The organism is Exiguobacterium sp. s194 (assembly GCF_018618275.1).
Lineage (GTDB): Bacteria > Bacillota > Bacilli > Exiguobacteriales > Exiguobacteriaceae > Exiguobacterium > Exiguobacterium chiriqhucha.
Genome location: NZ_JACSLT010000007.1, coordinates 54,133 through 77,776 on the forward strand (window position 1 = coordinate 54,133; position 23,644 = coordinate 77,776).

25 protein-coding genes are annotated in these 23,644 nt (G+C 52.4%); 12 read left to right on the forward strand and 13 right to left on the reverse strand.

Going from position 1 to position 23,644, the window contains the following annotated elements; translation table 11 throughout:
* Positions 1 to 37: 37 nt before the first annotated feature.
* Positions 38 to 1,408, forward strand: coding sequence for an o-succinylbenzoate--CoA ligase (menE, locus tag KNP85_RS10025; protein WP_214802890.1), 1,371 nt, complete (start codon positions 38 to 40; stop codon positions 1,406 to 1,408).
* Entirely contained in the window at positions 1,392 to 2,459 is a 1,068-nt protein-coding gene (gene menC, locus KNP85_RS10030) for an o-succinylbenzoate synthase (protein WP_214802893.1), read from the forward strand. The genes menE and menC overlap by 17 nt, the downstream gene beginning before the upstream one ends.
* Before the next feature lie 50 nt (positions 2,460 to 2,509).
* Here the strand turns inward: menC and map are convergent, their stop codons facing one another.
* The 5 genes from map to KNP85_RS10055 form a co-directional block, all read right to left on the reverse strand.
* Positions 2,510 to 3,259 carry a type I methionyl aminopeptidase gene (map, locus tag KNP85_RS10035; protein WP_029596039.1) on the reverse strand — a complete coding sequence of 250 codons (750 nt, stop codon included), beginning with the start codon at positions 3,257 to 3,259 and terminating at the stop codon, positions 2,510 to 2,512.
* An 11-nt stretch (positions 3,260 to 3,270) separates the two neighbouring features.
* Positions 3,271 to 4,455 (reverse strand): EAL-associated domain-containing protein, encoded by a 1,185-nt coding sequence (locus tag KNP85_RS10040; protein WP_029596040.1) that lies wholly within the window; start codon positions 4,453 to 4,455, stop codon positions 3,271 to 3,273.
* A gap of 45 nt (positions 4,456 to 4,500) precedes the next feature.
* Positions 4,501 to 4,752, reverse strand: coding sequence for a hypothetical protein (locus tag KNP85_RS10045; protein ID WP_021067789.1), 252 nt, complete (start codon positions 4,750 to 4,752; stop codon positions 4,501 to 4,503).
* 101 nt (positions 4,753 to 4,853) lie between these two features.
* Positions 4,854 to 6,362 carry a degradosome RNA helicase CshA gene (gene cshA, locus KNP85_RS10050; RefSeq protein WP_198922701.1) on the reverse strand — a complete coding sequence of 503 codons (1,509 nt, stop codon included), beginning with the start codon at positions 6,360 to 6,362 and terminating at the stop codon, positions 4,854 to 4,856.
* A 163-nt stretch (positions 6,363 to 6,525) separates the two neighbouring features.
* Positions 6,526 to 7,377: a CvfB family protein gene (locus KNP85_RS10055; protein ID WP_029596042.1), complete on the reverse strand. Its 852-nt coding sequence runs from the start codon at positions 7,375 to 7,377 to the stop codon at positions 6,526 to 6,528.
* Between the two features lie 288 nt (positions 7,378 to 7,665).
* Here KNP85_RS10055 and KNP85_RS10060 point away from each other — a divergent pair, with 288 nt between their 5' ends.
* The 5 genes from KNP85_RS10060 to KNP85_RS10080 all read left to right on the forward strand — a co-directional run bounded on the left by KNP85_RS10060 (position 7,666) and on the right by KNP85_RS10080 (position 11,215).
* Complete coding sequence (locus tag KNP85_RS10060; protein WP_021067792.1) at positions 7,666 to 7,815, forward strand: hypothetical protein; 150 nt, start codon at positions 7,666 to 7,668, stop codon at positions 7,813 to 7,815.
* 128 nt (positions 7,816 to 7,943) lie between these two features.
* On the forward strand, positions 7,944 to 8,186 hold the full coding sequence (locus KNP85_RS10065) for a hypothetical protein (protein WP_021067793.1): 243 nt from the start codon (positions 7,944 to 7,946) through the stop codon (positions 8,184 to 8,186).
* An 83-nt stretch (positions 8,187 to 8,269) separates the two neighbouring features.
* Positions 8,270 to 8,530, forward strand: coding sequence for a hypothetical protein (locus tag KNP85_RS10070; RefSeq protein ID WP_029596043.1), 261 nt, complete (start codon positions 8,270 to 8,272; stop codon positions 8,528 to 8,530).
* Positions 8,531 to 8,624: 94 nt separating this feature from the next.
* Positions 8,625 to 9,326, forward strand: coding sequence for a lysophospholipid acyltransferase family protein (locus KNP85_RS10075; protein WP_021067795.1), 702 nt, complete (start codon positions 8,625 to 8,627; stop codon positions 9,324 to 9,326).
* On the forward strand, positions 9,323 to 11,215 hold the full coding sequence (locus KNP85_RS10080) for an ABC-F family ATP-binding cassette domain-containing protein (protein WP_214802896.1): 1,893 nt from the start codon (positions 9,323 to 9,325) through the stop codon (positions 11,213 to 11,215). Before KNP85_RS10075 ends, KNP85_RS10080 begins: the two co-directional genes overlap by 4 nt.
* 9 nt (positions 11,216 to 11,224) lie before the next feature.
* Here the strand turns inward: KNP85_RS10080 and KNP85_RS10085 are convergent, their stop codons facing one another.
* From KNP85_RS10085 to KNP85_RS10110, 6 genes are all read right to left on the reverse strand, one after another.
* Positions 11,225 to 11,770 carry a GNAT family N-acetyltransferase gene (locus tag KNP85_RS10085; protein WP_214802898.1) on the reverse strand — a complete coding sequence of 182 codons (546 nt, stop codon included), beginning with the start codon at positions 11,768 to 11,770 and terminating at the stop codon, positions 11,225 to 11,227.
* A gap of 5 nt (positions 11,771 to 11,775) precedes the next feature.
* Positions 11,776 to 12,411, reverse strand: a complete 636-nt coding sequence (locus KNP85_RS10090; RefSeq protein ID WP_021067798.1) for a response regulator — start codon at positions 12,409 to 12,411, stop codon at positions 11,776 to 11,778.
* Positions 12,408 to 13,436 carry a sensor histidine kinase gene (locus KNP85_RS10095; RefSeq protein WP_021067799.1) on the reverse strand — a complete coding sequence of 343 codons (1,029 nt, stop codon included), beginning with the start codon at positions 13,434 to 13,436 and terminating at the stop codon, positions 12,408 to 12,410. Before KNP85_RS10095 ends, KNP85_RS10090 begins: the two co-directional genes overlap by 4 nt.
* Entirely contained in the window at positions 13,433 to 14,125 is a 693-nt protein-coding gene (gene liaF, locus KNP85_RS10100; protein WP_021067800.1) for a cell wall-active antibiotics response protein LiaF, read from the reverse strand. The genes KNP85_RS10095 and liaF overlap by 4 nt, the downstream gene beginning before the upstream one ends.
* Before the next feature lie 87 nt (positions 14,126 to 14,212).
* A complete protein-coding gene (locus KNP85_RS10105; RefSeq protein WP_214802901.1) occupies positions 14,213 to 14,869 on the reverse strand; it encodes a PspA/IM30 family protein in 657 nt (218 codons plus the stop codon).
* A gap of 22 nt (positions 14,870 to 14,891) precedes the next feature.
* Positions 14,892 to 15,275 carry a lmo0954 family membrane protein gene (locus KNP85_RS10110; RefSeq protein ID WP_021067802.1) on the reverse strand — a complete coding sequence of 128 codons (384 nt, stop codon included), beginning with the start codon at positions 15,273 to 15,275 and terminating at the stop codon, positions 14,892 to 14,894.
* Positions 15,276 to 15,519: 244 nt separating this feature from the next.
* On the opposite strand from KNP85_RS10110, the gene rsgA reads away from it, so the two are divergent.
* The gene (gene rsgA / locus KNP85_RS10115) at positions 15,520 to 16,494 is read left to right on the forward strand and encodes a ribosome small subunit-dependent GTPase A (RefSeq protein WP_058765731.1); all 975 of its coding nucleotides are present in this window, start codon (positions 15,520 to 15,522) and stop codon (positions 16,492 to 16,494) included.
* A gap of 208 nt (positions 16,495 to 16,702) precedes the next feature.
* Positions 16,703 to 17,929 carry an NAD(P)-dependent malic enzyme gene (locus KNP85_RS10120; RefSeq protein WP_021067804.1) on the forward strand — a complete coding sequence of 409 codons (1,227 nt, stop codon included), beginning with the start codon at positions 16,703 to 16,705 and terminating at the stop codon, positions 17,927 to 17,929.
* 39 nt (positions 17,930 to 17,968) lie between these two features.
* On the opposite strand, the gene pflA is transcribed toward KNP85_RS10120, so the two are convergent.
* Positions 17,969 to 18,685, reverse strand: a complete 717-nt coding sequence (gene pflA, locus KNP85_RS10125; RefSeq protein ID WP_021067805.1) for a pyruvate formate-lyase-activating protein — start codon at positions 18,683 to 18,685, stop codon at positions 17,969 to 17,971.
* A 56-nt stretch (positions 18,686 to 18,741) separates the two neighbouring features.
* A complete protein-coding gene (gene pflB / locus KNP85_RS10130) occupies positions 18,742 to 20,988 on the reverse strand; it encodes a formate C-acetyltransferase (protein ID WP_058765729.1) in 2,247 nt (748 codons plus the stop codon).
* A 360-nt stretch (positions 20,989 to 21,348) separates the two neighbouring features.
* Between pflB and KNP85_RS10135 the strand changes: the two genes are divergently transcribed.
* Genes KNP85_RS10135 through KNP85_RS10145 form a run of 3 tightly spaced genes read left to right on the forward strand, consistent with a single transcriptional unit; the run spans position 21,349 to position 23,630 of the window.
* Positions 21,349 to 21,771, forward strand: coding sequence for a hypothetical protein (locus KNP85_RS10135; protein ID WP_021067807.1), 423 nt, complete (start codon positions 21,349 to 21,351; stop codon positions 21,769 to 21,771).
* 54 nt (positions 21,772 to 21,825) lie between these two features.
* Positions 21,826 to 22,992 (forward strand): DEAD/DEAH box helicase, encoded by a 1,167-nt coding sequence (locus KNP85_RS10140; protein ID WP_021067808.1) that lies wholly within the window; start codon positions 21,826 to 21,828, stop codon positions 22,990 to 22,992.
* A complete protein-coding gene (locus KNP85_RS10145; RefSeq protein WP_214799578.1) occupies positions 22,989 to 23,630 on the forward strand; it encodes a hypothetical protein in 642 nt (213 codons plus the stop codon). Before KNP85_RS10140 ends, KNP85_RS10145 begins: the two co-directional genes overlap by 4 nt.
* Positions 23,631 to 23,644 lie beyond the last annotated feature (14 nt).

Genomic DNA, 23,644 nt, shown 5'->3' on the forward strand with positions numbered 1-23,644 from the left:
TAGCGACTTCGCTACTCTTTTTTTGGAGGTCCTGATGATGAATCGTTATGTGACACAACATCGACGTGACGCCATGGCACTCGTCACCGCGTCCGTCAGTTTGACCTGGGCCGAGTTAAGCGCGGAGAGCGCCCGTTTGGCCCACTTCTTGCAACGGGTCGCACCCGAAGCCCGCCATATCGGATTACGCGCTGCGAACAGCGCTGATTATGTCATCGCTGTCCATGCCATCCAGTTACTCGGAAAAGTGCTCATTCCGCTCAACACACGGTTGACGATGAGCGAACTGGCAGGACAAATCGAGACGGCCGATATCGATGTATTGCTCGTCGATGAACCGATTGACCTGTCAATCACCCAATTCGAGTTGACGTCACGAGATGAGGCGTCACTCGCCACACCGCACGAATGGGCAGACGATGAAGTCATGTCGCTCATGTTCACCTCAGGCACGACCGGGCGGGCCAAGGCCGTAAAGCAGACGTTCGGCAATCACATCGCGAGCGCCGAGGCTGCCAAGACGCGCCTCGGATATGGGACGCGTGACCGGATGCTCATCGTCACGCCACTCTTCCATATGAGCGGACTCGCCCAAGTGTATCGGAGCGCCCGTTTCGGTTCGACATTATACGTCGAACCGAAGTTCGATGTCGTCCGGACACTCGAGTTGATTGAGACGGCAAGAATCACCCACATCTCGCTTGTCGCCGTCATGCTTCAGCGTCTCCTCGACGCAGGTCTTTCCCGCCATCAGCTACGACTTCTGCTCGTCGGCGGTGGTCCCGTACCGCGCCCGTTGCTCGAAGAAGCCGAGCGGCGGCAGTTACCGGTCGCCCAGACGTACGGAATGACGGAGACGTGTTCGCAAGTCGCGACGCTGTTGCCATCTGAGGCGCTCGCCCACATCGGTTCGAGTGGTCAAGCAATCGCGCCGACCCAACTCCGTATCAATGCGGATGGGGAGATTGAAGTGAACGGACCGACGGTGACCCCTGGTTACTATAGACAGCCAGAGGCCGACGCCTGGACGCCCGACGGCTATTGGCAGACCGGTGATCTCGGCACAATCAAGGACGGTTACTTGTACGTCCATGACCGTCGCAGTGACTTGATTATCTCTGGCGGCGAGAACATTTATCCAGCCGAAATCGAGAGCGTGTTATTGCGTTGCCAGGGCATTCAAGACGTAGGGGTCGTCGGTCGTCCCGACCCGACTTGGGGAGCGATACCTGTCGCCTTCACGGTCGGTACGTTCGATTTCGATGAGGCAATTCAGCTGTTGCACGACCATCTGGCGTCTTATAAACATCCGAAAGCATGGATTGCCGTCGACGAGTTGCCTCGTAACGCCAACGGTAAATTGATGCGTCATCGCTTAAAGGAGGCTGACCATGATTCGTCGCGCTGAACTGTATATCGTCCCCCTCACGTTCAAACATCCGATTGTCACCGCCCACGCCGTGTTGACGACGAGACGGACGGTCATTCTCCGTCTGGAGACGGTCGACGGCGTTGTCGGCTACGGGGAAGGTGTCGCGTTCGAGACGCCATGGTATACGGCTGAGACCGTCCGCTCCGTCATCGATACGTCCGCTTTGATTATCCAACTGTTGAAAGGGAGGACGTTGTCCGCCGCCTCGTTCGGTACCCATGTCAGCTCCATCATCGGCCACCCGATGGCGAAAGCGATGTGGGAGAGCGCTCTATGGGAGGTGGAAGCGGCCCGAGCGAATCAGACATTAAAACAATACGTCCAAGCCGGCAACGCCGTGGCCTGTGGCCGGACCATCGGCATCGGTCTTCTCAGTCAAACGTTGAACGCCATCGAGTCTGCGCTCGCGTCCGGATTCGACCGGATCAAGTTAAAAGCGTCCCCGCATGAACTGCTTCCAGCGCTCAGCGAGATTCGGAACAATTTTCCGGACGCCCCGCTCATGATTGATTTGAACGGAAGTGGCTCCGAGCAACCGCTTGACTGGTTTGAGGCGTTAGATACCTACCGTCTCTTGATGATTGAGCAGCCTTATCCGAGCACACATTGGGCTGAGACAGCAGACTTGCAGGCACGGCTCAACACACCGATTTGTCTCGATGAATCGATCAGTTCGGCTCAAGACGTGGCGACGATGCATCGACTTCGAGCCGGTCGCATCGTCAATATCAAACCGGCCCGCGTCGGCGGCTGGAGCGAGGCACTCGCGATTCGCGATAGCGGCACCCCCTACTGGGTCGGGGGTATGTATGAGTCCTCCATCGGCCGTTATCACACGCTCTTATTCGCCTCAATGAGCGGAGCCGCTTACCCGGCCGATATGGCCGGGACGAGCGCTTACTTCGAGACCGATTTGCTCGATATCCCGCTCGAGGTCGAGAACGGACAGTTGATGCTTCCCGATCAAGTCGCACCGGATTGGACGACAATCGAGCAACTGAGCGAACAGACGATTCGACTCCTGTAAAAACTCCGCAAAAAAAGGCGGCAGACCTCGCGTCTGCCGCCTTTTCATCGTTAACGGAACGTGCCCGTCAACACTTCATAGCCGTCTTTCGTGACGACGACCGTGTGCTCGAATTGAGAGACGAGGCTGTTGTTCGGGGTGAACAATGACCAGCCGTCTTCTTCCGATTGATAGACAATTTCGTCTTGCGTCGAGATGAACGTCTCGACGGCAATAACTTGACCCTCTTTCAAGATGTCGTTCTCTTCACGACTATAGTAGTTCGAGATCGTCTCCGGCTCCCCGTGAAGGGTGCGCCCAAGACCATGGCCCGCCAAGTTGCGGATGACCGTGAAGCCGTTCTTCCGGGCATCGGCATAAATCGCCTTGCCGATTTGGTTGACCTTGACACCCGCCTTCACTTTGCTGAGACCCGCTTCGAGCGAGGTCAATGACACTTCGACCAAGCGCTCGTGTTTAGCCGATTTCGGTGTGCCCGCGATGACCGTTCGCCCTGTGTCGGCATAGTAACCATCCTTCACGGCCGAGACGTCGACGTTGACCACGTCCCCGTCTTGGATGACAAGCTCGCCTGGAATCCCGTGGGCTGCGACTTCATTGATGGAGATGCACGTGTAGCCTGGGAACTCATACATCGTGATCGGGGCCGAGGCGGCCCCTTCCGCTTCCAAAATACGTTGTCCAATCTCATCCAACTGTTTCGTCGTCATGCCCGGTTTGACCGCTTTCGCCATCTCGTCGCGCGCCAAGGCGACGATCCGTCCAATCTCACGCAATGCATCGTAATCATAATCTAACATCGTTTTCCCTCTCAATCTAATAGTCGATTTTGATATAAGAACTCTTCTGATAAATCCGCAAACAAGAACATGCCATCCGGTAACGGATAACTGAACGTCCGCGTCACTTCGTTCGAGCTGAAGTCACGATAATCCTCGGACAAGTAGCCTCGTCCGCGCACGTCCATCGCCGCCATCGTGCGAATGAAGTACGGCCGGAAACTCCAGTTATAGCCGCGATACGTATTGTCGACCGTCCAATTCGACTGCGCCTGATAGACGTTCGCGCTCGTCTGGAACCCGGTTTGGTCCGTCAAATAGTAACGGACGAACGTTCCTTCGAGTTTCGGCGCAATATGGAGCAACCATTCATCTTTTTTATCGCGCGACCACTTCCCGCTTTGGACGAGGTCGTGAATTTGTTTATGGAGTTCGAACTCAAGCTCATACAATCGCTTGATCCGCTCTTGATCGTGCAAGAAAAATGACGGCACTTCTTGTGTCAAGACGCTCATGCCTTTCGCTTCGCGCGGCGGTGTCGCATCACCTTGACCCAGGAGTCCACCCATATAATAACGTCCGCCATGACGCCACGCATAACGCAGCTGCCCGAGGTGATCAATTGATTTGTACAAGAGCGGAGCCCCGAGACGGGAAGCGATATATTCCATCGTCTGAAGCATTTGCGGATACGTGACCGATAACGTCTTCTTCTCGACCATCGTCGCCAAATCGACGAGTAGCATCTCAGGCGCCACCGTCATGATATCTTCAATGCTTGTCGACTCAGCGAAGTCGAGCGCGACTTTGACACCGGACGAACGATAATATTGGACGACTCGCGACAAACGTGACACGTCGACGAGATCGGTCCCTTGAAGCGTCACATAAATGCGATGGAGCGGGAAGTTCAACTCCCGCAGCGGGGCCAAAAACGCCTCGCCGCCTTGATCGAGAATCCATTCCGACCGACATCGGAACGTGACGAATTGCGTTTCGTCCCGCAACTGTTCGGCCGCAAGACGCTCCATTCGTTTAGCGATATCGAGCTGGTACTCAAGCGGAACGTCATCGTCATAAAAGAAAGGCGTGAGCGACTCGCCCCTGAACTGCCCATGCACCATATACCCCTCTACTTGAAAGGTAGCAGCCCCGAGAATCGGTTCAAATGTCACTTCGACTTCCTCTGGGTTCATCATCACATCCACTGCATCCACCTTGATCACCTCGTCTTTTTTTCTAAACACGAAAGCGAGCTGGGCTCAGCTCGCTCGTGTATGCACATACATATAGGCACCGAAACAAGCAATGAAATATACGATACTCATCACACCGTACCCGATTCCCATCTTCCCACCGACGCCGATGGCCATCACCAGCCAAATCATGGCGCCGAACAGGAGCGTGGCGACCGGGATATATCGGAAATTCGGACGCTCGGTCCGCGTTATAATCGGTTTCAAAGCCAGGACGCACGCCAATAGTATGACGAGACCAAAACCTAGTTCAATCATCCGTTGACACCTCATTTTTCTGTCTCTACTCGTTTAGTGTAGCATGACACCAAAAAAAAAACCGCAAATCCACTTAGGGAGATGCGGTTTTGGGTTATTGATTAGTCACGTGGACGGCGTGGGCCACGGTCGTCTGAACGACGACGGTCTTCTCCACCCGTGCGTTTGCCACGGTATCCACCGCCGCCACCGCTGCGTCCACCACGGTCACCGCCGCCACGACGTTCGCCGCCGCCACTGCGATTTCCACGGTATCCACCACGGTCGTTGCGTCCACCTTGACGTTTGACGCGAACTGGTTCTGCATACGAGATTTCAACCGGAGTTGAATCTGGCTCTTTCGTCAATCCACGAAGTGCCGCTGCGAGAAGCTCGACTGCTTCGTATTCTTCAAGAAGCTCAGTCGCAAGTTGCGTGTAAGCTTTGAAGTCGCCCGCTTGTACACGTTCGATCAAATCTTCAGCCGATTGCTTTTGGTTGCCCTCAAGCACTTCTGCGATTGTCGGAACGTGACGACGGTTCATCTTCTTGTTTGTTACGCGTTCGATTGCTTTGACTTGACCGAATTCACGTGGCGTGATGAACGTAAGAGCTGTACCTGTTTTACCAGCACGGCCTGTACGTCCGATACGGTGCACGTAGCTTTCCGGGTCTTGTGGGACGTCAAAGTTGTAAACGTGTGTAACGCCTGTGATATCAAGACCACGTGCCGCTACGTCTGTTGCGACCAAGATGTCAATCGTGCTGTTTTTGAAGCGACGGATGACTTGGTCACGTTTTGATTGCGTTAAGTCACCGTGAAGACCATCAGCCGTGTAACCACGCTTGATAAGTGCTTCTGTCACTTCGTCAACACGTTTCTTCGTACGAGCGAAGATGATGCTGAGTTCTGGCGAGTCGATGTCGATCAAACGGCAAAGCGTATCGAATTTTTGGCCTTCGCGCAATTCGAGGAATTGTTGGTTGATGTTCTCAACTGTCATTTCCTTCGCTTTGACTTTGATGATTGTCGGCGACTTCATGAAGCGCTCAGCAATCTTCTTGATTTGTGGTGGCATTGTTGCAGAGAAGAGAAGCGTTTGACGTTCAGCCGGAAGGCCTTTCAAAATCATCTCGATATCTTCAACGAAGCCCATGTTGAGCATTTCATCTGCCTCATCCAAGATCACTGTTTGGATCTCGTCGAGTTTGATCGTCTTGCGTTTCATGTGGTCCATGAGACGTCCAGGTGTCGCAACGACGATTTGTGGGTTCTTTTTCAAACCACGGATTTGGCGGTCGATTTGTTGACCACCATATACTGGAAGTGCGTAAACGCGCTTCGATTCACCAATTTTGTTCAATTCTTCTGCAACTTGAATCGCAAGTTCACGTGTCGGTGCAAGAACAAGTGCTTGGACTTGACGTGCCTTTGTATCGATTCGCTCAATTGTCGGAATACCGAAAGCTGCTGTTTTCCCTGTACCTGTTTGCGCTTGACCTAATACGTCCACTCCTGTGAGTGCGACAGGAATTGTCTCAGCTTGGATCGGTGTAGCTTCTTCGAAGCCCATTTTGAGTACACCTTTTACTAATACTTCACTTAACTGTAAATCTTGGAATTTTGTCAAATTATATTCTCCTTTTTTCATACAAAAAACGTCTGAGGTTTAGTTCTACAGACGTTTTTACAATGTTTCCTCGTAGTCAACTCTTACTACTATAACGCATTTGTTTCTAAAATGAAAGAAATACATTCTAAAACTTTTTATAGCCACCTGGACATGAGTTATCTTATTTCAATTTATAGCCATTGTCGAGTTTTTCAACTTGCTTTTCTTTCAGCAGTTTCCCGAGCGCCCGTTTGAACGCTGCTTTACTCATCCCGAACTCACGATCAATCACATCCGGCGCCGTCTTGTCGCCGTAAGGCATTTGGCCGCCGCGCTCTTCAATGTAGGCACGGATACTTTCCGCATCCGGGTCGATCGCCTCATAGGCCCGAGGTTTCATTGAGACGAGGACCGTCCCGTCTTGCTTCACTTGTGTCACGCGCACCGTCAATTGCTCACCGAGGCGCGGCCAACGTGTCATCTCTGCTTCATGTAGGAAGCCAAGCGACTCGTTCTCGACCCAGACGTTCACACCGACGTCGCGTCGATTGACGACGATCGCCTGCACATCTTGGTTGCCCCACTCTTCTTTGGCGGGACGCGCCAATAAGTTCAAGTACGCATAATGAGCCGGTTCGCCGAGGAGGCGGCTCTTTTGGTCGTACTTGAGACGAATGCACAACTTGTCTCCTTCTTTCGGCCAATACGACCGGTTCTCAGGAAGATCATCTAATGAGACGAGTACATCTTTTTGAATCCCGATATTGACGAACACACCCGTGTTATACCGGACCCCTGTCACTTCATACCATTCATAGTCATCGAACGTGACACTAGGAATCGTCATCGTCGAAGCGAGACGTCCTTCCGAGTCGTGATAAAGGAAGACGCGTACCGTCTGTCCGACCGCAACTTCTTCTGTTTGTTCTTTTCGATGAAGGAGTACCTCTTCGCGACCGTTTCCGATAAACACTCCAAAATCAGCTGAACGTTCCGCGACCAAGTCTACTACTTCTCCTGCACGTAATGCCATACAATCCACATCCTTTTTCATCTATTACTGTCAGTATACCTACCTACACACGTTCCTAATCATATCATGTTCGATTTCATTGCTCCGCTTAATTGTGTCTAAATTGTGAACGAGGGACGAAGACGAATATGACCGATTGGCGAGCATTCTAACGTCTTTATTTCAAATTTTGTGACGATTTTGTGAACGTGCATTTTCCATCTAGTATCCACATTTTGAAAACGTTATTATTAAGGAAGTGTTGTTTAACGAATTAGGTTTCAGCCATGGCCGAACGGGGGATAATAAATGTTTGATGTTCAATCTCGATCATTTGCGAAGCGCTTTATGAAAGGCTTATTGATTGCTTTCTTCGCGCTACTCGCTTCACTTAGCTTCATTTTCTCAAACGGAGTCGATACAAACGTATCTTCATCCGTCACGATGGTCCAAGAGTAAACGCCCTCTCCTGACAGAAGGCGTTTTTTTGTTTTGTTCCGACAAAAAAAGGGATTTTTTGTGCAGCTGTCGAACGAACATAACGTTCGGCTTTTACTATTGAATCATCTGGGAAGGGAGAGCCACTCATGCTATTTTATTTTCTCACCACGATTCTTTCGGTCGTTGGTTTGTCCGTCTCGCTCCAAACCGGTTTTTTCAAAGACCCGATCGGTACATTCCTGTTCGCCGTATTGCTCGCCATGGGCTTATCTTCATTTAAACAGTTAGTCGCACAAACGAACGTCTTATTGATTGAACGCCGCAACCAGAAAAAAATCAAACGCATCGTGGCACGTATGCATTCAAGTACACGTAAACGTTCTACATAACACTCGTCTTCACCCTCCACTTTTGTTATCCTATTGTAGACAGAGAGCAAAACGGACTCAACCCGTAGGAGGCACAAACACGTATGAATGAAATCCCTTTATCGAACGAATGGCTATTACGTTACTCACCTGTCATGGAGCTATGGCTGAAAGAAGACGGCATCTTGCTCGTCGACGATGACAACCGGATTCGACTCACCCTCGAAATCGGCACTGATCACGTCATGCAGTTCAAGAGCATCGATCAAGACGGGGCTTACTTTGCCGTGGACCCGGTGAATAAACGAATCACGTTCGAACTCGAGGAAGAAGAAGAGGAAAGCGAATCTCGCTTCTGGGAATAAGGATTCATGCCGAAGAGTCGGATTCTCGCTTAGAGAAGAAGACTCTTTCTTCGTGTCCAGACTAACAGTTGTACGATTGAAAGGAGAATGACTCATGATCCGCACCGCCATCTGGTTTATCACCTTTTTTGCCGTCTTACCGCTGACGCTTCCGTTCTATCCGAAAGCGAAACGGCTGACGCCGCCCGAACGTTACGCGTACGTTCAAACCGTCGCCTATACATGGGCAAGCTTTCTACTCCGGATTGCCGGCGCTCGCGTCCGCGTTCACGGCCAAGAGAACATTCCGAATGAACCGGTCGTCTACGTCGCGAACCACCAAGGGAACTTCGATGTCCCGATCATGATCACGGCGACGAAACATCCGAAAGCGTTCATCTCAAAAATCGAAGTTCAAAAGTTCCCAATCATCCCACGTTGGATGGAACTAATGGGTTGTATCTTCATCGACCGCAGCGACCGCCGCCAGTCGATTAAAGCCATCCGCTCCGGCGTCGAGACGATTCAATCCGGTCAATCGATTATCGTCTTCCCGGAAGGCACCCGCTCGAAAGGCGGGCCGATTAAAGAGTTTAAAGCCGGCAGCCTGACGCTCGCTACATCAAGTGGCGCCAAGATTGTCCCGGTTGCCATCAAAGGCAGTCATCATTTGCTCGAAACGAAAAACCGCATCACCCCTGGGACGGTCGACGTCACCTTTTTACCGGTCATCGATCCGGCCGACGTCCCGAACAAAGAAATCGCCGCGCTTGCGGAGACGATGATTCGCCGCGTTGTTGAAGGAGAAGAATCATGAGCTTATTAACGATTGAAGGTATCCACAAAGAATTTGCAGATAAAGTGTTATTCGATGACGTCACGATGACGATTCATCCAGGCAATCGCATCGGTGTGATTGGAGTCAATGGCTCTGGAAAATCGACGTTTTTAAAAATCGTCGCTGGCGTCGAGACGGCAGACCGCGGTTCGATGCAACATCCGAACGACTATCGGATTCGCTATTTGACGCAAACGGTCGATTTCGATCCGGGTCAAACGATTTTGGACGCCTTGTTCACGAGTGACACCCCATCCGTTCAAGCGTTGAAGCAATATGAACTGGCCCGCCAAGCACTCGAGGCAAACCCGACGAGTGAACAGTGGTTGGAACGCTTCATGAAAGCCCAACAAGCAGTCGATGCTGCCGACGCTTGGGAGACAGAGGCCAAGTTGAAATCGATTTTGAATCGGCTCGGCCTTCCGGATGTGACGGCGGAAATCAGTTCGCTCTCCGGTGGACAGCAGAAACGGGTCGCTTTGGCCGCCGCCCTGCTCGATGAAGCCGACCTGTTGTTGCTCGATGAGCCGACGAACGAACTCGACGCCGATACGATTGCTTGGCTCGAGACGGTTCTGGCCGATTATCGAGGCGCCATCTTACTCATCACCCACGACCGCTATTTCTTGAATCGAGTCACGAACCACATTCTCGAGATCGCCGACGGGACAAGTTATTTTTATGACGGGAACTATGAGCTCTTCCTTGAAAAACGCGCCGAACGAAAAGCCCGGTCGCATTCGATGGAGCAGAAACGCCAAAACATCTTGCGCCGCGAGCTCGCCTGGTTGCGCCGAGGCGCCAAAGCCCGGACGACGAAACAGAAGGCGCGTATCCAACGCGTCGAAGATTTGAAACACCAAGAGACGCTCGCCGAGGATGAGGCGCTCGAAGTGTCCGTCGGATCACGTCGTCTCGGGAAAAAAGTGATTGAAGTCGAGAACTTATCATTCGGCTACGACGACAAGTTGCTCATCCAAGACTTCACGTGGTTGTTCGGACGAAGTGAGCGGTACGGCATTGTCGGACCAAACGGTAGCGGGAAGTCGACGCTCATGAACTTGCTCGCCCATCGCCTTCAACCGACGCAAGGAACGGTCGTCCATGGCGAGACGGTCCATCTCGGCTATTACGGGCAACAAGTCGAGTTTGAGGACACATCGCGCCGCGTCATCGATGAGATTGAACGCATCGCCCAAGTCATTTATACGCCGGACGGCGAGACGATCACGGCCAGTCAGATGCTCGAACGGTTCCTGTTCACCCCGGACGCGCAATACAAACCGATTGCCAAACTATCCGGTGGCGAGAAACGCCGCCTCGTCTTGCTCCGTATCTTGATGGACGAGCCGAACGTACTGTTTTTGGATGAACCGACGAACGATCTAGATACGGAGACGCTGTCTGTTCTTGAAGACTATTTGGAGTCGTTCCCAGGTACGGTCATCGCCGTCAGTCACGATCGCTATTTCTTAGATCGGATTGCTGAGCAGCTCATCGCCTTCGAAGATGGGACGATCAACGTCTATCACGCCGAGTACAGTGATTATTTGGCCACACTCCAAGAACAGACGAAGCAACAAGTGAAGAAAGAATCGAAAGAGAAGAAAGAGCGCGTCAAAGTCGACGTCGTCAAATTCACTTTCAAAGAGCAGAAGGAATGGGAGACGATTGAGGAAGATATCGCTTCTCTCGAGTCCGAGATTGAAGCAGCGGAGTCTCGGCTCGCTATAGCCGGAAGCGACCTCGGCAAAGTGAATGAACTGTACGCCGATATCGCCGCGTTGAAAGAAGCACTCGATGCGAAGATGGAGCGTTGGGAATATTTATCGGAGATTGATGAACAAATTCAAGCACAGAAGAAATGAAAACAAGGATCACGCGTCGGCGTGATCCTTGTTTGTCGTATAGCCATATACATGCACATCGTGCGCGCGGTCGCCTTGTCGCATATAGTGACGGAGCGTCCCTTCCCGCGAGAAGCCGTTCTTTTCGAGCATTTGTTGCGACGCGACGTTCTCGGTGAAGACGATGGCCCCGACCCGTTCCATCTCGCCTGTCTGCGCGGCATAGGTTAACGCGGCCTGGAGCGCTTCGGTCGCATATCCGTGACGCCAATAGTTCGGGTGAATTTCATAGCCGACTTCGGCACGTCGATGTCGCGGCGCTCGGTTATGGAATCCAATCGTTCCAATCAAGTCGGACGACTCTTTCGTCACGATGCCCCAGCGCATCACCGCACCGGATTCAATCCCTTCGAGCATACCGGCTAGCATCTGTTGCGTCTCCACGATGGACGTGTGAGGTTCCATTCCGTAGTAGCGCAAGATGTTTGGGTCTGAAAAGATGGTAAACAGCCGTGCAGCGTCGGTCACGTCGAGTTGTCGTAATCGGAGCCGTTCCGTTTCAATCGTTGGAAGCATCCCGTTCACCCTTTACTGACGATGTTATGTTGAAATGCATAGACGACAGCTTGCGTCCGGTCATAGACGTCGAGCTTCGTCAAAATGTTGGAGACGTGCGTCTTTACCGTCTTCAACGAGATGTATAGTTCATCGGCGATGACTTGGTTCGACTTTCCTTCTGCCATCAACTGCAAAATCTCACGTTCCCGGGCCGTCAGACTCTCGTGCAACGTCTTTTCCGGGTGACGGAGCCGCTCAAGCATCTTGCCCGTCACTTGGGCGGCCATGACGGGATTGCCCGCTGCCGTTTGACGAATCGCATCAGCGATCTCATTGGCGTTTGCCGTCTTCAAGACGTAACTCATCGCCCCGGCCTCGATGACGGGATACACTTTCTCATCATCTAAGAAGCTCGTCACGACCAAGATTTTAGCGTCTTTCCAACTCGCCTTGATCCGTTTTGTCGACTCGACCCCATCGACAGGTTCCATTACTAAATCCATCAAGACCACATCCGGCTTTTCTTGGATCGCGAGTTCCGCTCCAGTCGCGCCGTCCGATGCCTCTCCGACGACTTCGATGTCAGGCTGCGTCGACAAGAACGCCGAGACTCCGGCCCGCACCATCTCATGGTCATCAATCAATACGACTCGAATCATTGTAACCCCTCCACTTGTTGTTTCACACGCACTTCAATCTGAGTACCGACGCCGGGCACACTGACGAGTCGTAACGTCCCGCCGACCTCAGCCGTCCTCTCTCTTATCGATTGTAAGCCATATGAGGCGACTTGTGTATCATCGACATTAAAGCCGATGCCGTCGTCGTTTATTTTTAAGATGACCGTCTGTTGCACGGTCCGCATTTCGATTTCGAGTCGCTTCGCTTTCGCATGTCGAAGCGTATTGCTGATCGCTTCTTGAACGATACGGAACAGTTCATTTTCGGTGTGACGCGACAACTCGACTTCTTCGAGGCGCCAGATAAGTTCGGTCGACTGTTTGCGCGACAGCTCTTCTAACAATCGCTCGATACCCGTCTTGAGCGTCATCCCTTCAAGTTCGACGGGACGAAGTTGCAATAAGAGCGAGCGCATTTCGGCCTGAGCCGTTTGCGCCATCACTTCGACTTGTTCGATTTGTTTGGCGGCCACGTCCGGCTTCGCCTCGATCGTCTGCTTGGCTGCCGTCGTCATCATCGAGATGGCGTACAGTTGCTGGCTGACCGAATCATGTAACTCTCGGGCGACACGGCGCCGCTCCTCAACGACGGCTTCACTACGTGCTTCCTCGACACTGACAGGCCGGTCACCGACCCGTTTCGCCATCTCGACCATTTCTGCGCGCTGTTTCGAGATGCGTGCAATCCGTTCGAGTGTATCGCGATAAGGCGACAGCGGACGGAACGTGATTTCTTTTTGATTCTCGAGCTTCCATAAGGCAATCGCCACTTCCCGGAAGTCACGGCGCAAATAAAAGTACGAACCGACCCCGAACACGCTACCAATCAAGACGGCGATGACGAGGATAGACACACCGAAAGGCAACCCTTCTTCACGTGTGAACAAATCTCGGAGTGAAGTCGAGTCACCTATTAAAAATGCAATCGTGACGAACAGTGCCGTCAAGAGGCTACTGAACAGTTGATGCCAGACAACGGTCCTTGGATACGAGTCCTTCTTCATACAGTCATCACCTCGACACTTCCGCTCATGAGCACGATATGAATCCGGACTTTTCGCGTCGCTGACGCGTAATCGTCCGATGCCGTATAAAAGCGACGATTGAACACGGGCGAATAATTCGATTCGTCGACTTGAATCTTGCCGAACCCGATCGAGGCGTCAATCGAGTAATCGTAACCAGCCGGAATGAGAATCCGGATATCCCCGGCGAGCCCATTCAACAGTAAGAACGTCTCTCCTTCCGGAATAATCGCGCGCGACAAGTCGAGTTCAACGTCACGCAACAAGAAAAATTCATTCGTGTCTTGGAGCACGTAGTGACCACTTTCTTTCGTCCCGAACGTAAACGCCTGTTCTTGACGGATATGCGACTTGAATCGGCTCGATTCGAGCGGACGGTTTTTATACAGCCGATAACCGAACATGAGCAATAGACCCGACAGCACGAAACCAAATGCCGCCGACGAAAAGATGAGTCCGACGAGCATGATGCCGCCAATTCCGTAAAAGATATAGCTGACCGGCTGATTGCCTTTGCGGCTGAAACGTCGTCCGATATAAAGCAACAATAACGGGACGACCATGCTGAAGAGGACGCTGTTTCCACCCGTCACGATATCGATAAATAGTCCAATGGCAAACAAAATAATCATGAATCCGATGATTTGGCGTGTGTTCCAACGTTCCACGTTGCTTCCCCCTCTCTGACAGTATGTACAATGAAGCAAAGAAGCGATGGCCCAACTCATTCGCCGGACCATCGCTGAACCGTTGCGTCAGCCTTGTTTGAAACGACGCTCAAGTTCTTTTAGTTTTGCTTCGAAATCATCTTCATCCGCTGCATCGATTTTCTCTTCAGCGGCCGGTTCTTGCTTCTTCTCTTCTTCCGTGAACGGATGAGTCTTCGACGTCTCCGCTCCGAAGATTTGATCGAGCGCACCTTTCAATAAATCCAGGTTTTCTCGCATCGCGAACTCATAGCGTTTGTTTTGCATCTCATCGAGTTTCAGTCGCATCTCGAGGGCACGGCGCTCGAGGGCGTCGAGTTCACGCGCTCCTTCGTCGAGCAACCCTTCAAAGTAACGATACTGCTCACCGTAATGCTTCGACTCGAGCGCGGCCCGCTCCGCGAGTTTTTCTTCTCCCGCTTGTTTGGCGAGCTCGGTCTGCTCGTAACGCTTATCCGCCATCAGTTTAGCGTCGTCACGTTTTGTCGCCAGCTCATCGAGGAGCGCCTTTTGACGTTCGACGAGACGTTCGACAGACATCGCTTCTTTTTCAGCACCACGTATGTGACGGTTCAACTCGGCCTCCCCGCTCGAACGCGGTGCCGAACGTGGACCCTCTTTATCTTGGAACTTCTTCATCTCTTTCGACAATTCTTTCGTCAACTCGTTAGCTAAATCACGAAACTGGTCAAATGGTGTTTTCATCATAATATCCTCCTTGTGAAGCTTAGCGACGGTTTACAAACTTCTGCCACACTTGATCAAACGATTGAAAGCTGCTCCGGTTCGCACGCGAACCGTCCGCATTCAAAATCTCGACGTCTTGTTTTTGGTTGGCATACATCATATACCCTTTAAACAATACCCATGCCACCACAATCCCGATTAACGCCCAAATATTCGATAAAATTGTGATGATCCCGATCACGGCAAGCGCGCCGTAACCGATTTTTGCGCCGACATGTGTCACGGCCATGAATCTGACTCCAGCCCACAGTGCTAAGAGCGCCCCCAAACCGAACATGATCATATTCGGTAAAAAGCCGATTAGAACGAGAACTAAAGAGATCGCGGCCACGATGAACAACACTTGTTTCACCTGGCGATTCATCTATCATCCCTCCTCGTTAAGTACACTCTTATCATAATACGTTATTTTTTATAGCGCGACGAGCGCAAGGCCCGTTTTCCCTCGGTCTGTAGACTGAGATGATAGCGTTCTCAAATCCTGTGCTATACTAGAGGCATCGAACAATGGAAGGATGATGTTTTATGAGCACCGTATTCAACGCAGTATACACCTTGTCAGCCAATCGGAGGGCGACTGTCCTCCATCACTAAGAGGAGGATTTTATTTGAATCAAACAACAATCACAACGGGACGTGTCACGGCACAGTTCCAACATATGTACACGGTCACGACCGAAAATGCAGCCTACACGTGCAGCGTCACCGGGAAATTCCGACATGAGGCTGAAAGCGAGCGCGACTATCCGGTCATCGGTGACTTCGTCGAGTTCACCGTTCGCGAACACGGTCAAGGCGTAATTCGACGTCTCCTTGAACGGCGCACTGTCCTATCACGGGCAGCCGCCGGCAACGAGACGCGCGAACAGCTGATCTGTGCGAACGTCGACTTTATCTTAATCACGATGGCGTGCGGACACGATTTCAATCTGCGTCGGCTCGAGCGTTACTCGCTCGCCGCGTGGGAAACTGGCGCCACGCCGTTCATCGTCTTGACGAAATCGGACCAAGTCGACAACGCAGATGCACTCGTCGACGAACTTACGTTGACAGTGCCTGGGGTCGACGTCTTCCCTGTCAGTTCAGTCACTGGTGACGGCGTCGAAGCGTTGCGAGCCGCACTGCCGAGCGGAAGCACCATCGTGCTCGTCGGCTCGTCCGGTGTCGGGAAATCGACGCTGACGAACGCGCTCGCCGGGACGACCGTCGCCGAGACACAGGCCGTCCGCGAGAGCGATGAACGCGGCAAGCATACGACGACGCATCGCGAACTGTTCCAGATTGACGATTTGTTCGTCATCGATACACCGGGGATGCGTGAATTTGGCCTTTGGGACGGGGCCGATCACCTCGACGATACGTTTCGGGATATCGAGGCGCTCGCCGAGGCGTGTCGGTTCCGGGACTGTTCACACCAGGCCGAACCCGGTTGTGCGGTCCGCAAGGCGATTGAAACCGGGATGCTCGACGCGAAGCGCTATCAAAGCTTCGTCAAGCTCGAGCGTGAACTCCGCTACGCCGAAAAACGACAAGCGGAAGCGGCTCGTCTCGCCGAGAAGAAGAAACGAAAAACGAAAGCTTAATCTACGAAAGGAGTCACAGAAAAACTGTGGCTCCTTTTTTGACCTTCCTGACCTAGCACCAAGTCCTATCAGCAATCCGACATTTGTGAACAACCGTTCAGAAATAGTTCGCCCAAATGCAGGTAAAACCCTCGAAAGTAAGCGGTTTCTCCGTTACAATGGACTCGTATTGTCACAGATTAAAATCGCTAATTATAGGGAGAGACTTATGAAAACATTGAACGAACGCGCACTCGAGATGCATGCCTTCCATCACGGAAAATTGGAAACGACACCGAAAGTCGACGTCGACACGAAAGAAGCACTCAGCCTCGCCTATTCGCCTGGCGTCGCCGAACCGTGCCGTCGCATCGCCGAGGATAAAGAGTTGTCGTATGACTACACGCTCCGCGCCAACACGGTCGCCGTTGTCTCGGACGGGAGCGCCGTGCTCGGTCTCGGCAATATCGGTCCAGAAGCCGCACTGCCGGTCATGGAAGGAAAAGCCGTCTTGTTCAAAAGCTTCGCTGGCGTCGATGCGTTTCCCATCTGTCTCGACACGCACAACGTCGATGAAATCGTCCGGACGGTCGAACTGCTCGCACCGACGTTTGGTGCCGTCAACTTAGAAGACATTAAAGCACCCGAGTGTTTTGAAATCGAAGCCCGTTTGAAACAATCGCTCCCGATTCCTGTCTTCCATGACGACCAGCACGGGACAGCCATCGTCGTTTTGGCCGGTCTCGTCAACGCGTTGCGCCTCGTCGATAAAACGATGCCTGAACTCCGTGTCGTCATGAACGGTGCCGGGGCCGCGGGCATCGCCATCGCCAAACTGTTGAAGCGTTTCGGTGTCGAGGACCTCGTCATCTGTGATACGAAAGGCGCGATTTACGAAGGACGCGTCGAAGGGATGAACCCGTTCAAAGATCAAATCGCCAAAGCGACGAATCGGAAGCAACACGAAGGATTGCTCGCCGACGTGCTTCAAGGTGCCGACGTCTTTATCGGTGTCTCGGCGGCCGGGGCCGTCACGGAAGACATGGTCCGCTCGATGGCCGTCGATCCAATCATCTTCGCTCTGGCGAACCCGATTCCGGAGATTATGCCAGACCTCGCGACAAAAGCCGGGGCGCGTGTCGTCGCGACCGGCCGTTCCGATTTCGCCAACCAAGTGAACAACGTCCTCGCCTTCCCAGGTATTTTCCGGGGCGCACTTGACGTTCGCGCCAGCGAAATCAATGAGGAGATGAAGGAAGCGGCCGTCCACGCGATTGCCGATTTATTGACCGAAGAAGATTTGGCGAACGGTGTCGTCATCCCGAGCCCATTCGATGAACGAATCGCACCGGCCGTGGCGGTCGCGGTCGCCAAAGCCGCCGTCGAGACCGGCGTCGCCAAACGTCCTCTCGATGAGGCCGCCATCCGTCAGCACGTCAGTCAAAAACATTTGTAATCCAAAAACTGCGCAGACCATGATGGTCTGCGCAGTTTTTTAAACGGTTCCTTGTAAAATCCCTTCCGCCCATTCGACTTCTTCCGTCGTCGGGGGTTTAATTCCTTTGAGCGGATAGTCGAGACCGAGCGCCTCCCATTTATAGACGCCCATCTCATGGTACGGCAAAATTTCGACTTTCTCGACGTGGTCGAGCTTTTGAATGAACGCTGCCGTGCGGCGGAGCGCTCCTTCATCAAGTGTCCATTCCGGGACGAGGACGTGGCGAATCCACATTTTCGTTCCGCGCTCGGATAAATGTTCAGCGAGCGCGAGCGTGTTGACGTTGCTCCGTCCTGTCAGTTTCTTACACATATCATCGTCGATATGTTTGATATCAAGCAACACGAGGTCCGTATGGTCTAAAATCGCATCCAAGTTAGGGGGACGGAGTGCACCGGACGTGTCGAGTGTCGTATGAAGCCCGTGTTTCTTTGCTTCACGCAAGAGCGCCTCTAAAAACTCTGGCTGCGCGAGCGGGTCGCCCCCAGAAATCGTGATGCCGCCTTTTGACGCTTCCATGAACGGACGATAGCTGAGCGCTTCTTGAATGACGTCCTCGGCCGAACGATGGTTATTCTTTTTGAAATCCCACGTGTCAGCATTGTGGCAATACAAGCAACGAAGCGCACAACCTTGTAAAAAGACGATAAAACGAATTCCCGGGCCGTCAACGGTTCCAAACGATTCGACCGAGTGTACATATCCCATTGTCATCGAAATGACCTCCTAACGAATGAGCGGCCCTCGAGTGAAGGCCGCCAAGCCTTTGTTTACAATGAACCGTGGAACGTCCGGTTGATGACGTCGATTTGTTGCTCACGTGTCAATTTGATGAAGTTGACCGCATAGCCAGAGACACGGATCGTGAGCTGTGGATATTCTTCCGGATGCTCCATCGCATCGAGCAACGTCTCACGGTTGAAGACGTTGACGTTCAAGTGATGTCCTTTATGCTCGCCGCCCATATAACCGTCAAGGAGTGCCGCCAAGTTGAGTTCACGGGCCACTTCTTCTTTACCGAGCGCTTTCGGTACGATTGAGAACGTGTATGAAATTCCGTCTTGTGCGTGTTCGAACGGGAGTTTCGCGACTGATGAGAGCGACGCAGCTGCCCCTTTCGTATCGCGGCCATGCATCGGGTTCGCACCAGGTGCGAACGGTTCGCCGGCGCGACGTCCGTCCGGTGTGTTCCCTGTCTTTTTGCCGTAAACGACGTTTGATGTGATCGTCAAGACCGATTGCGTATGGAGCGCATCGCGGTACGTTTTATGCTTGCGTACTTTTTGCATGAACGACTCGACAAGCTCGACGGCGATCGCATCGACACGGTCGTCGTTGTTGCCGAATTTAGGGAAGTCGCCTTCTGTCTCGAAGTCGACAGCAATGCCTTGCTCGTTGCGGACCGGTTTCACGGTCGCATATTTGATGGCTGACAGACTATCTGCTGTGACCGAGAGACCGGCGATACCGCATGCCATCGTCCGTAGGATTTCTGGGTCATGAAGTGCCATCTCGATCCGTTCATACGCATATTTATCGTGCATGAAGTGGATGACGTTGAGCGTGTTGACGTAGAGCTCGGCGAGCCAATCGAGCGTCCGGTCGAAGTCGGCATACACTTTGTCGTACGTGAGCACGTCCTCGGTGTTCATCTCCCAAACCGGCGCGATTTGGTCGCCGCTCTTCTCATCGCGGCCTCCGTTCATGCTATAAAGGAGTGCTTTCGCCATGTTGGCGCGGGCTCCGAAGAACTGCATCTGTTTCCCGATTTTCATCGGTGACACACAGCAGGCGATGCCGTAATCGTCACCGAACTCTGGAAGCATGAGGTCATCGTTCTCATATTGGATGGCAGACGTCTCAATCGACATCTTCGCACAATATTGTTTGAAGCCTTCTGGCAATTTCGTCGACCAAAGCACCGTCAAGTTCGGTTCTGGTGCTGGCCCGAGGTTCGAGAGTGAATGCAAGAAGCGGAACGAGCTCTTCGTCACGTTCGAACGTCCATCCTCACTCATCCCACCGATTGACTCGGTCACCCATGTTGGGTCACCCGAGAACAATTCGTTGTAGTCAGGCGTGCGCAAGAACTTGACGATCCGAAGCTTCATGATGAAGTGGTCGACGATTTCTTGAACGTCCGACTCGGTCAAACGACCTGCTTCGATGTCACGTTCTGCGTATACATCGAGGAATGTCGAGACACGTCCAAGTGACATGGCGGCGCCGTTCTGTTCTTTGACGGCTGCGAGATATGCAAGGTATACCCATTGGTACGCCTCTTGTGTATTTTCCGCCGGACGGCCGAGGTCAAACCCGTACGCCGCACCGAGTTGTTTCAACTCTTGGAGGGCCCGGAGCTGCTCAGACATTTCTTCCCGTGTCCGAATATCTGCCTCTGATAAGAAACCGCCACGGTTCGCCAAGTCCTTTTTACGTGCGGCAATCAAGAAGTCTAACCCGTACAAGGCAACGCGACGGTAGTCGCCGATAATCCGTCCACGTCCGTAAGCGTCAGGAAGTCCTGTGATAATCCCTGACTTCCGTGCTGCTCGCATCTCAGGTGTGTACGCATCGAAGACACCTTGGTTATGCGTTTTGCGGATTTCCGAATAAATCTTTGTGATTTCAGGGTTCGGTTCGAAGCCATACGATTCAAGTGCAGCGTCGACCATCCGGATGCCGCCGTTCGGATGAATCGAACGTTTGAACGGCTCGTCCGTTTGAACGCCGACCACTTTTTCGAGCTCTTTGTTTAAGTATCCCGGTCCGTGCGAGACGATGGTCGACGGGTTGTTTTGATCGACCGCCCAAACACCGCCGCGTTCCCGCTCTTCTTTCGTCAATTCCATCACTTGTGCCCAAAGCTGATTCGTCGCTTCCGTCGGTCCGACGAGGAAACGGTCGTCTCCTGTGTACTCATGTCGGTTTAAACGGATAAACTCACCGACGTTCACTTCGTTCGTCCACTGCCCAGGTACAAATCCTGACCAGGCTGATTTAATTTCGGTTGCCATTGTGGGTCACTCCTCATAGTTGAGATAACTGCGTGCTTTCTATAAGTTGAGTGTACGTGAAAACGTGAACATTATGTTTTACATTCTTGTGAAAGTTGTAACAATCTCATGAACGTTGGCTTAAAGCCATTTTTGTAAGCGCTTTAAAATCTGTTATAACGCATTTCTCATTCACTATGAAACAGATAATTCACGTCACGATAGGATTTACGTCGATTCTGTATCATCTCGATTCGGATGTGACGATTTATACAGTTTTTAGTGTGATGTATATCACGACTCGGGGATAGAACTTGAATTTTTGCCTTACATCGGACACAATGAAGGCAGAACATTGTAGAAGAGGAAGGGGTTCTTCCCATGACGTACGAATTATTGACAGCTGATCACGACTTGAAAGCCGGTGACCGCATCTCCCTTAAAGTAGAAGCGAACGGTGAACAACGTGATGGATTTATCACAGAATTTGAAGACGCAGGTTTTTGGATTCGGTTTGACGACGACATCGAAAACGAGGATTTCATCGACTACCGCGATAACTTGCTCGTTGCTCTCATCTCGCGCCCGATTGACGTGGCAGCGACGTATCCAGAGCTCGCTTCATACGAACGGTTGACGAAAGAATTGCAGTATCGTGTGTATCAAGGCTTCACCGTCGAAGGCGTCGAGGCGTCGGCTGACCAAATCGATGTGCACATCAAACTCATCGAGGACGGACAGACGTTCACACAGACACTCCGTTCTTCATTCGACCAAGATACTGAACATGTTCGCTATATCTAAGACAGGGAGCGCTTATGCTTCCTTTGTTTTTGCCCCACGATAAGGAGAATTGATATGAACTTTACAAAACCATTTATTAACGAAGCCTGGGATCGCCTTGGCTTTACTGAACCAATGCCGGTCCAAGCCGAAGCCTTCCCGCTTCTTCTTGACGGAAAAGACGTCACGATCGAAGCGCCCACAGGTACCGGGAAGACGCTTGCTTATTTGTTACCCGCCATTGAAAAAATCGACGCCTCGAACGACCGGATTCAAGTCGTCATCGTCGCGCCGACGCGTGAGCTCGTCATGCAGATTCAAACGGTCGCGCAACGCTTCACCGAGAAAGGTGATGTCCGCATCGCTTCATTTATTGGCGGTGTCGAATTGAAACGTCAAATCGACCGCTTGAAGAAAAAGCCCCATTTGATTGTCGGGACACCGGGCCGACTCGTCGAACTGATCGACAAGAAAAAATTGAAGCTTCATGAGACGCACACAATCGTCCTCGATGAAGCTGACCAAATCATCGATAGCGGATTAACAGAAGCTGCCGAACGCATCATCAAGCACACGGCGCACGAACATCAAATCGCCCTCGTATCGGCAACGCTCACAGACACGCTTCAAGCATGGGCTGCCCCGTTCTTGAAGGAGCCGGCACACGTGAAAATCGAACGAGCTGTGAGCAGTCAAGTGACGTACGGCTATATGTTGACGACACGCCGCTATAAGCCGGAATTGCTTCGTCGTTTGTCACATGTCAACGGCGTCAAAGCGCTCGCTTTCATCAACAACCGCTCATTCTTGCCACCACTCAGAGGCGAACTCGATAAAATGAAAGTGAATTACCGGATGCTCGACAGCCTAAAAGGGAAACGCGAACGCGTGGAGACGCTCCGTGAATTCCGGAAAGGCGACTATCCACTTCTCATCACGACGGGTCTCGCGGCCCGTGGTCTCGACATCGAAGAAGTGACGCACGTCGTCCACTTCGATTTGCCAGAATCGATTGATGACTTCATTCACCGCTCGGGCCGGACGGCACGCGGGAATGCGGCCGGGACCGTGCTCTCGCTCGTGACGGATGAAGACTTGACGCACTTGAAATCATTCGCTCGCCAGCTAGGCGTGGAATTGAAAGAACTCGAGATTTATCGTGGCGATGTCATCGAGAAACGGATCGAAGATAAACCGCCGGTCGTGAAGCGTCCTGCGAACAAACGAGGACCGCGCCGATGAAAAAAGACCGGAAAGTAATTCCATTCCCTTTGCTTGTAGAAGAGTCCGAATTGCTGGCCGAGCTGAAAAAGTTGTATGAGCAAGCCGCGCTCGCGCGCAGCACACATTGGACGAACTATATTCAAGAGATCGCCTCGGAAGGCACATGGCAGTTGAAAGACGCCGAGCTATTCCGCGACCTGTTCATCGACTGGGCCGTCTTCTTCGAGACGGACGAGGAAGGGATGACACCGCACGGCCGCTACTTGGCAGATCAAAAAGCCGACATGTCCCCTGCCTTGTATCACGCGCTCCGTGGCTTGGCAGTCCCACGTTGCTCGGTTTTTGAAGTGACCGAGGAAGGACTGCGCGACTGGGAGACGAAAGAGACGTATCGCGTCAATCTCCCGGAAAAACGTGAGGTCGGTGACATCATGCTCGGCAAGCTGCTCGATATCCGAGGCAGCTGGCGTTTCGGGTCGGCGTTCCTCGCTCTTCCGGCGAAAATGGCCGGTAACGTATCGGACCTGTATATCGACTTCACCGATGAGGTCGGTCCGGGTGCGTTCCTCGATCAGTTCCCAGAGTTCTGTGCAGAACTGATCGACATGTTGCTCGATTTAGAAGACGGGGTCATCGTCCCGAAACCATCAAAATAACCGAGAGGCGGCTG

Coding starts and splice junctions, on each gene's coding strand:
- menE (WP_214802890.1), top strand. CDS start 38: ATGAATCGTTATGTGACACAACATCGACGTGACGCCATGGCACTCGTC.
- menC (WP_214802893.1), top strand. CDS start 1,392: ATGATTCGTCGCGCTGAACTGTATATCGTCCCCCTCACGTTCAAACAT.
- map (WP_029596039.1), bottom strand. CDS start 3,259: ATGTTAGATTATGATTACGATGCATTGCGTGAGATTGGACGGATCGTC.
- KNP85_RS10045 (WP_021067789.1), bottom strand. CDS start 4,752: ATGATTGAACTAGGTTTTGGTCTCGTCATACTATTGGCGTGCGTCCTG.
- KNP85_RS10055 (WP_029596042.1), bottom strand. CDS start 7,377: ATGGCATTACGTGCAGGAGAAGTAGTAGACTTGGTCGCGGAACGTTCA.
- KNP85_RS10060 (WP_021067792.1), top strand. CDS start 7,666: ATGTTTGATGTTCAATCTCGATCATTTGCGAAGCGCTTTATGAAAGGC.
- KNP85_RS10065 (WP_021067793.1), top strand. CDS start 7,944: ATGCTATTTTATTTTCTCACCACGATTCTTTCGGTCGTTGGTTTGTCC.
- KNP85_RS10070 (WP_029596043.1), top strand. CDS start 8,270: ATGAATGAAATCCCTTTATCGAACGAATGGCTATTACGTTACTCACCT.
- KNP85_RS10075 (WP_021067795.1), top strand. CDS start 8,625: ATGATCCGCACCGCCATCTGGTTTATCACCTTTTTTGCCGTCTTACCG.
- KNP85_RS10080 (WP_214802896.1), top strand. CDS start 9,323: ATGAGCTTATTAACGATTGAAGGTATCCACAAAGAATTTGCAGATAAA.
- KNP85_RS10085 (WP_214802898.1), bottom strand. CDS start 11,770: ATGCTTCCAACGATTGAAACGGAACGGCTCCGATTACGACAACTCGAC.
- KNP85_RS10090 (WP_021067798.1), bottom strand. CDS start 12,411: ATGATTCGAGTCGTATTGATTGATGACCATGAGATGGTGCGGGCCGGA.
- KNP85_RS10095 (WP_021067799.1), bottom strand. CDS start 13,436: ATGAAGAAGGACTCGTATCCAAGGACCGTTGTCTGGCATCAACTGTTC.
- KNP85_RS10105 (WP_214802901.1), bottom strand. CDS start 14,869: ATGAAAACACCATTTGACCAGTTTCGTGATTTAGCTAACGAGTTGACG.
- KNP85_RS10110 (WP_021067802.1), bottom strand. CDS start 15,275: ATGAATCGCCAGGTGAAACAAGTGTTGTTCATCGTGGCCGCGATCTCT.
- KNP85_RS10120 (WP_021067804.1), top strand. CDS start 16,703: ATGAAAACATTGAACGAACGCGCACTCGAGATGCATGCCTTCCATCAC.
- pflA (WP_021067805.1), bottom strand. CDS start 18,685: ATGACAATGGGATATGTACACTCGGTCGAATCGTTTGGAACCGTTGAC.
- pflB (WP_058765729.1), bottom strand. CDS start 20,988: ATGGCAACCGAAATTAAATCAGCCTGGTCAGGATTTGTACCTGGGCAG.
- KNP85_RS10135 (WP_021067807.1), top strand. CDS start 21,349: ATGACGTACGAATTATTGACAGCTGATCACGACTTGAAAGCCGGTGAC.
- KNP85_RS10140 (WP_021067808.1), top strand. CDS start 21,826: ATGAACTTTACAAAACCATTTATTAACGAAGCCTGGGATCGCCTTGGC.
- KNP85_RS10145 (WP_214799578.1), top strand. CDS start 22,989: ATGAAAAAAGACCGGAAAGTAATTCCATTCCCTTTGCTTGTAGAAGAG.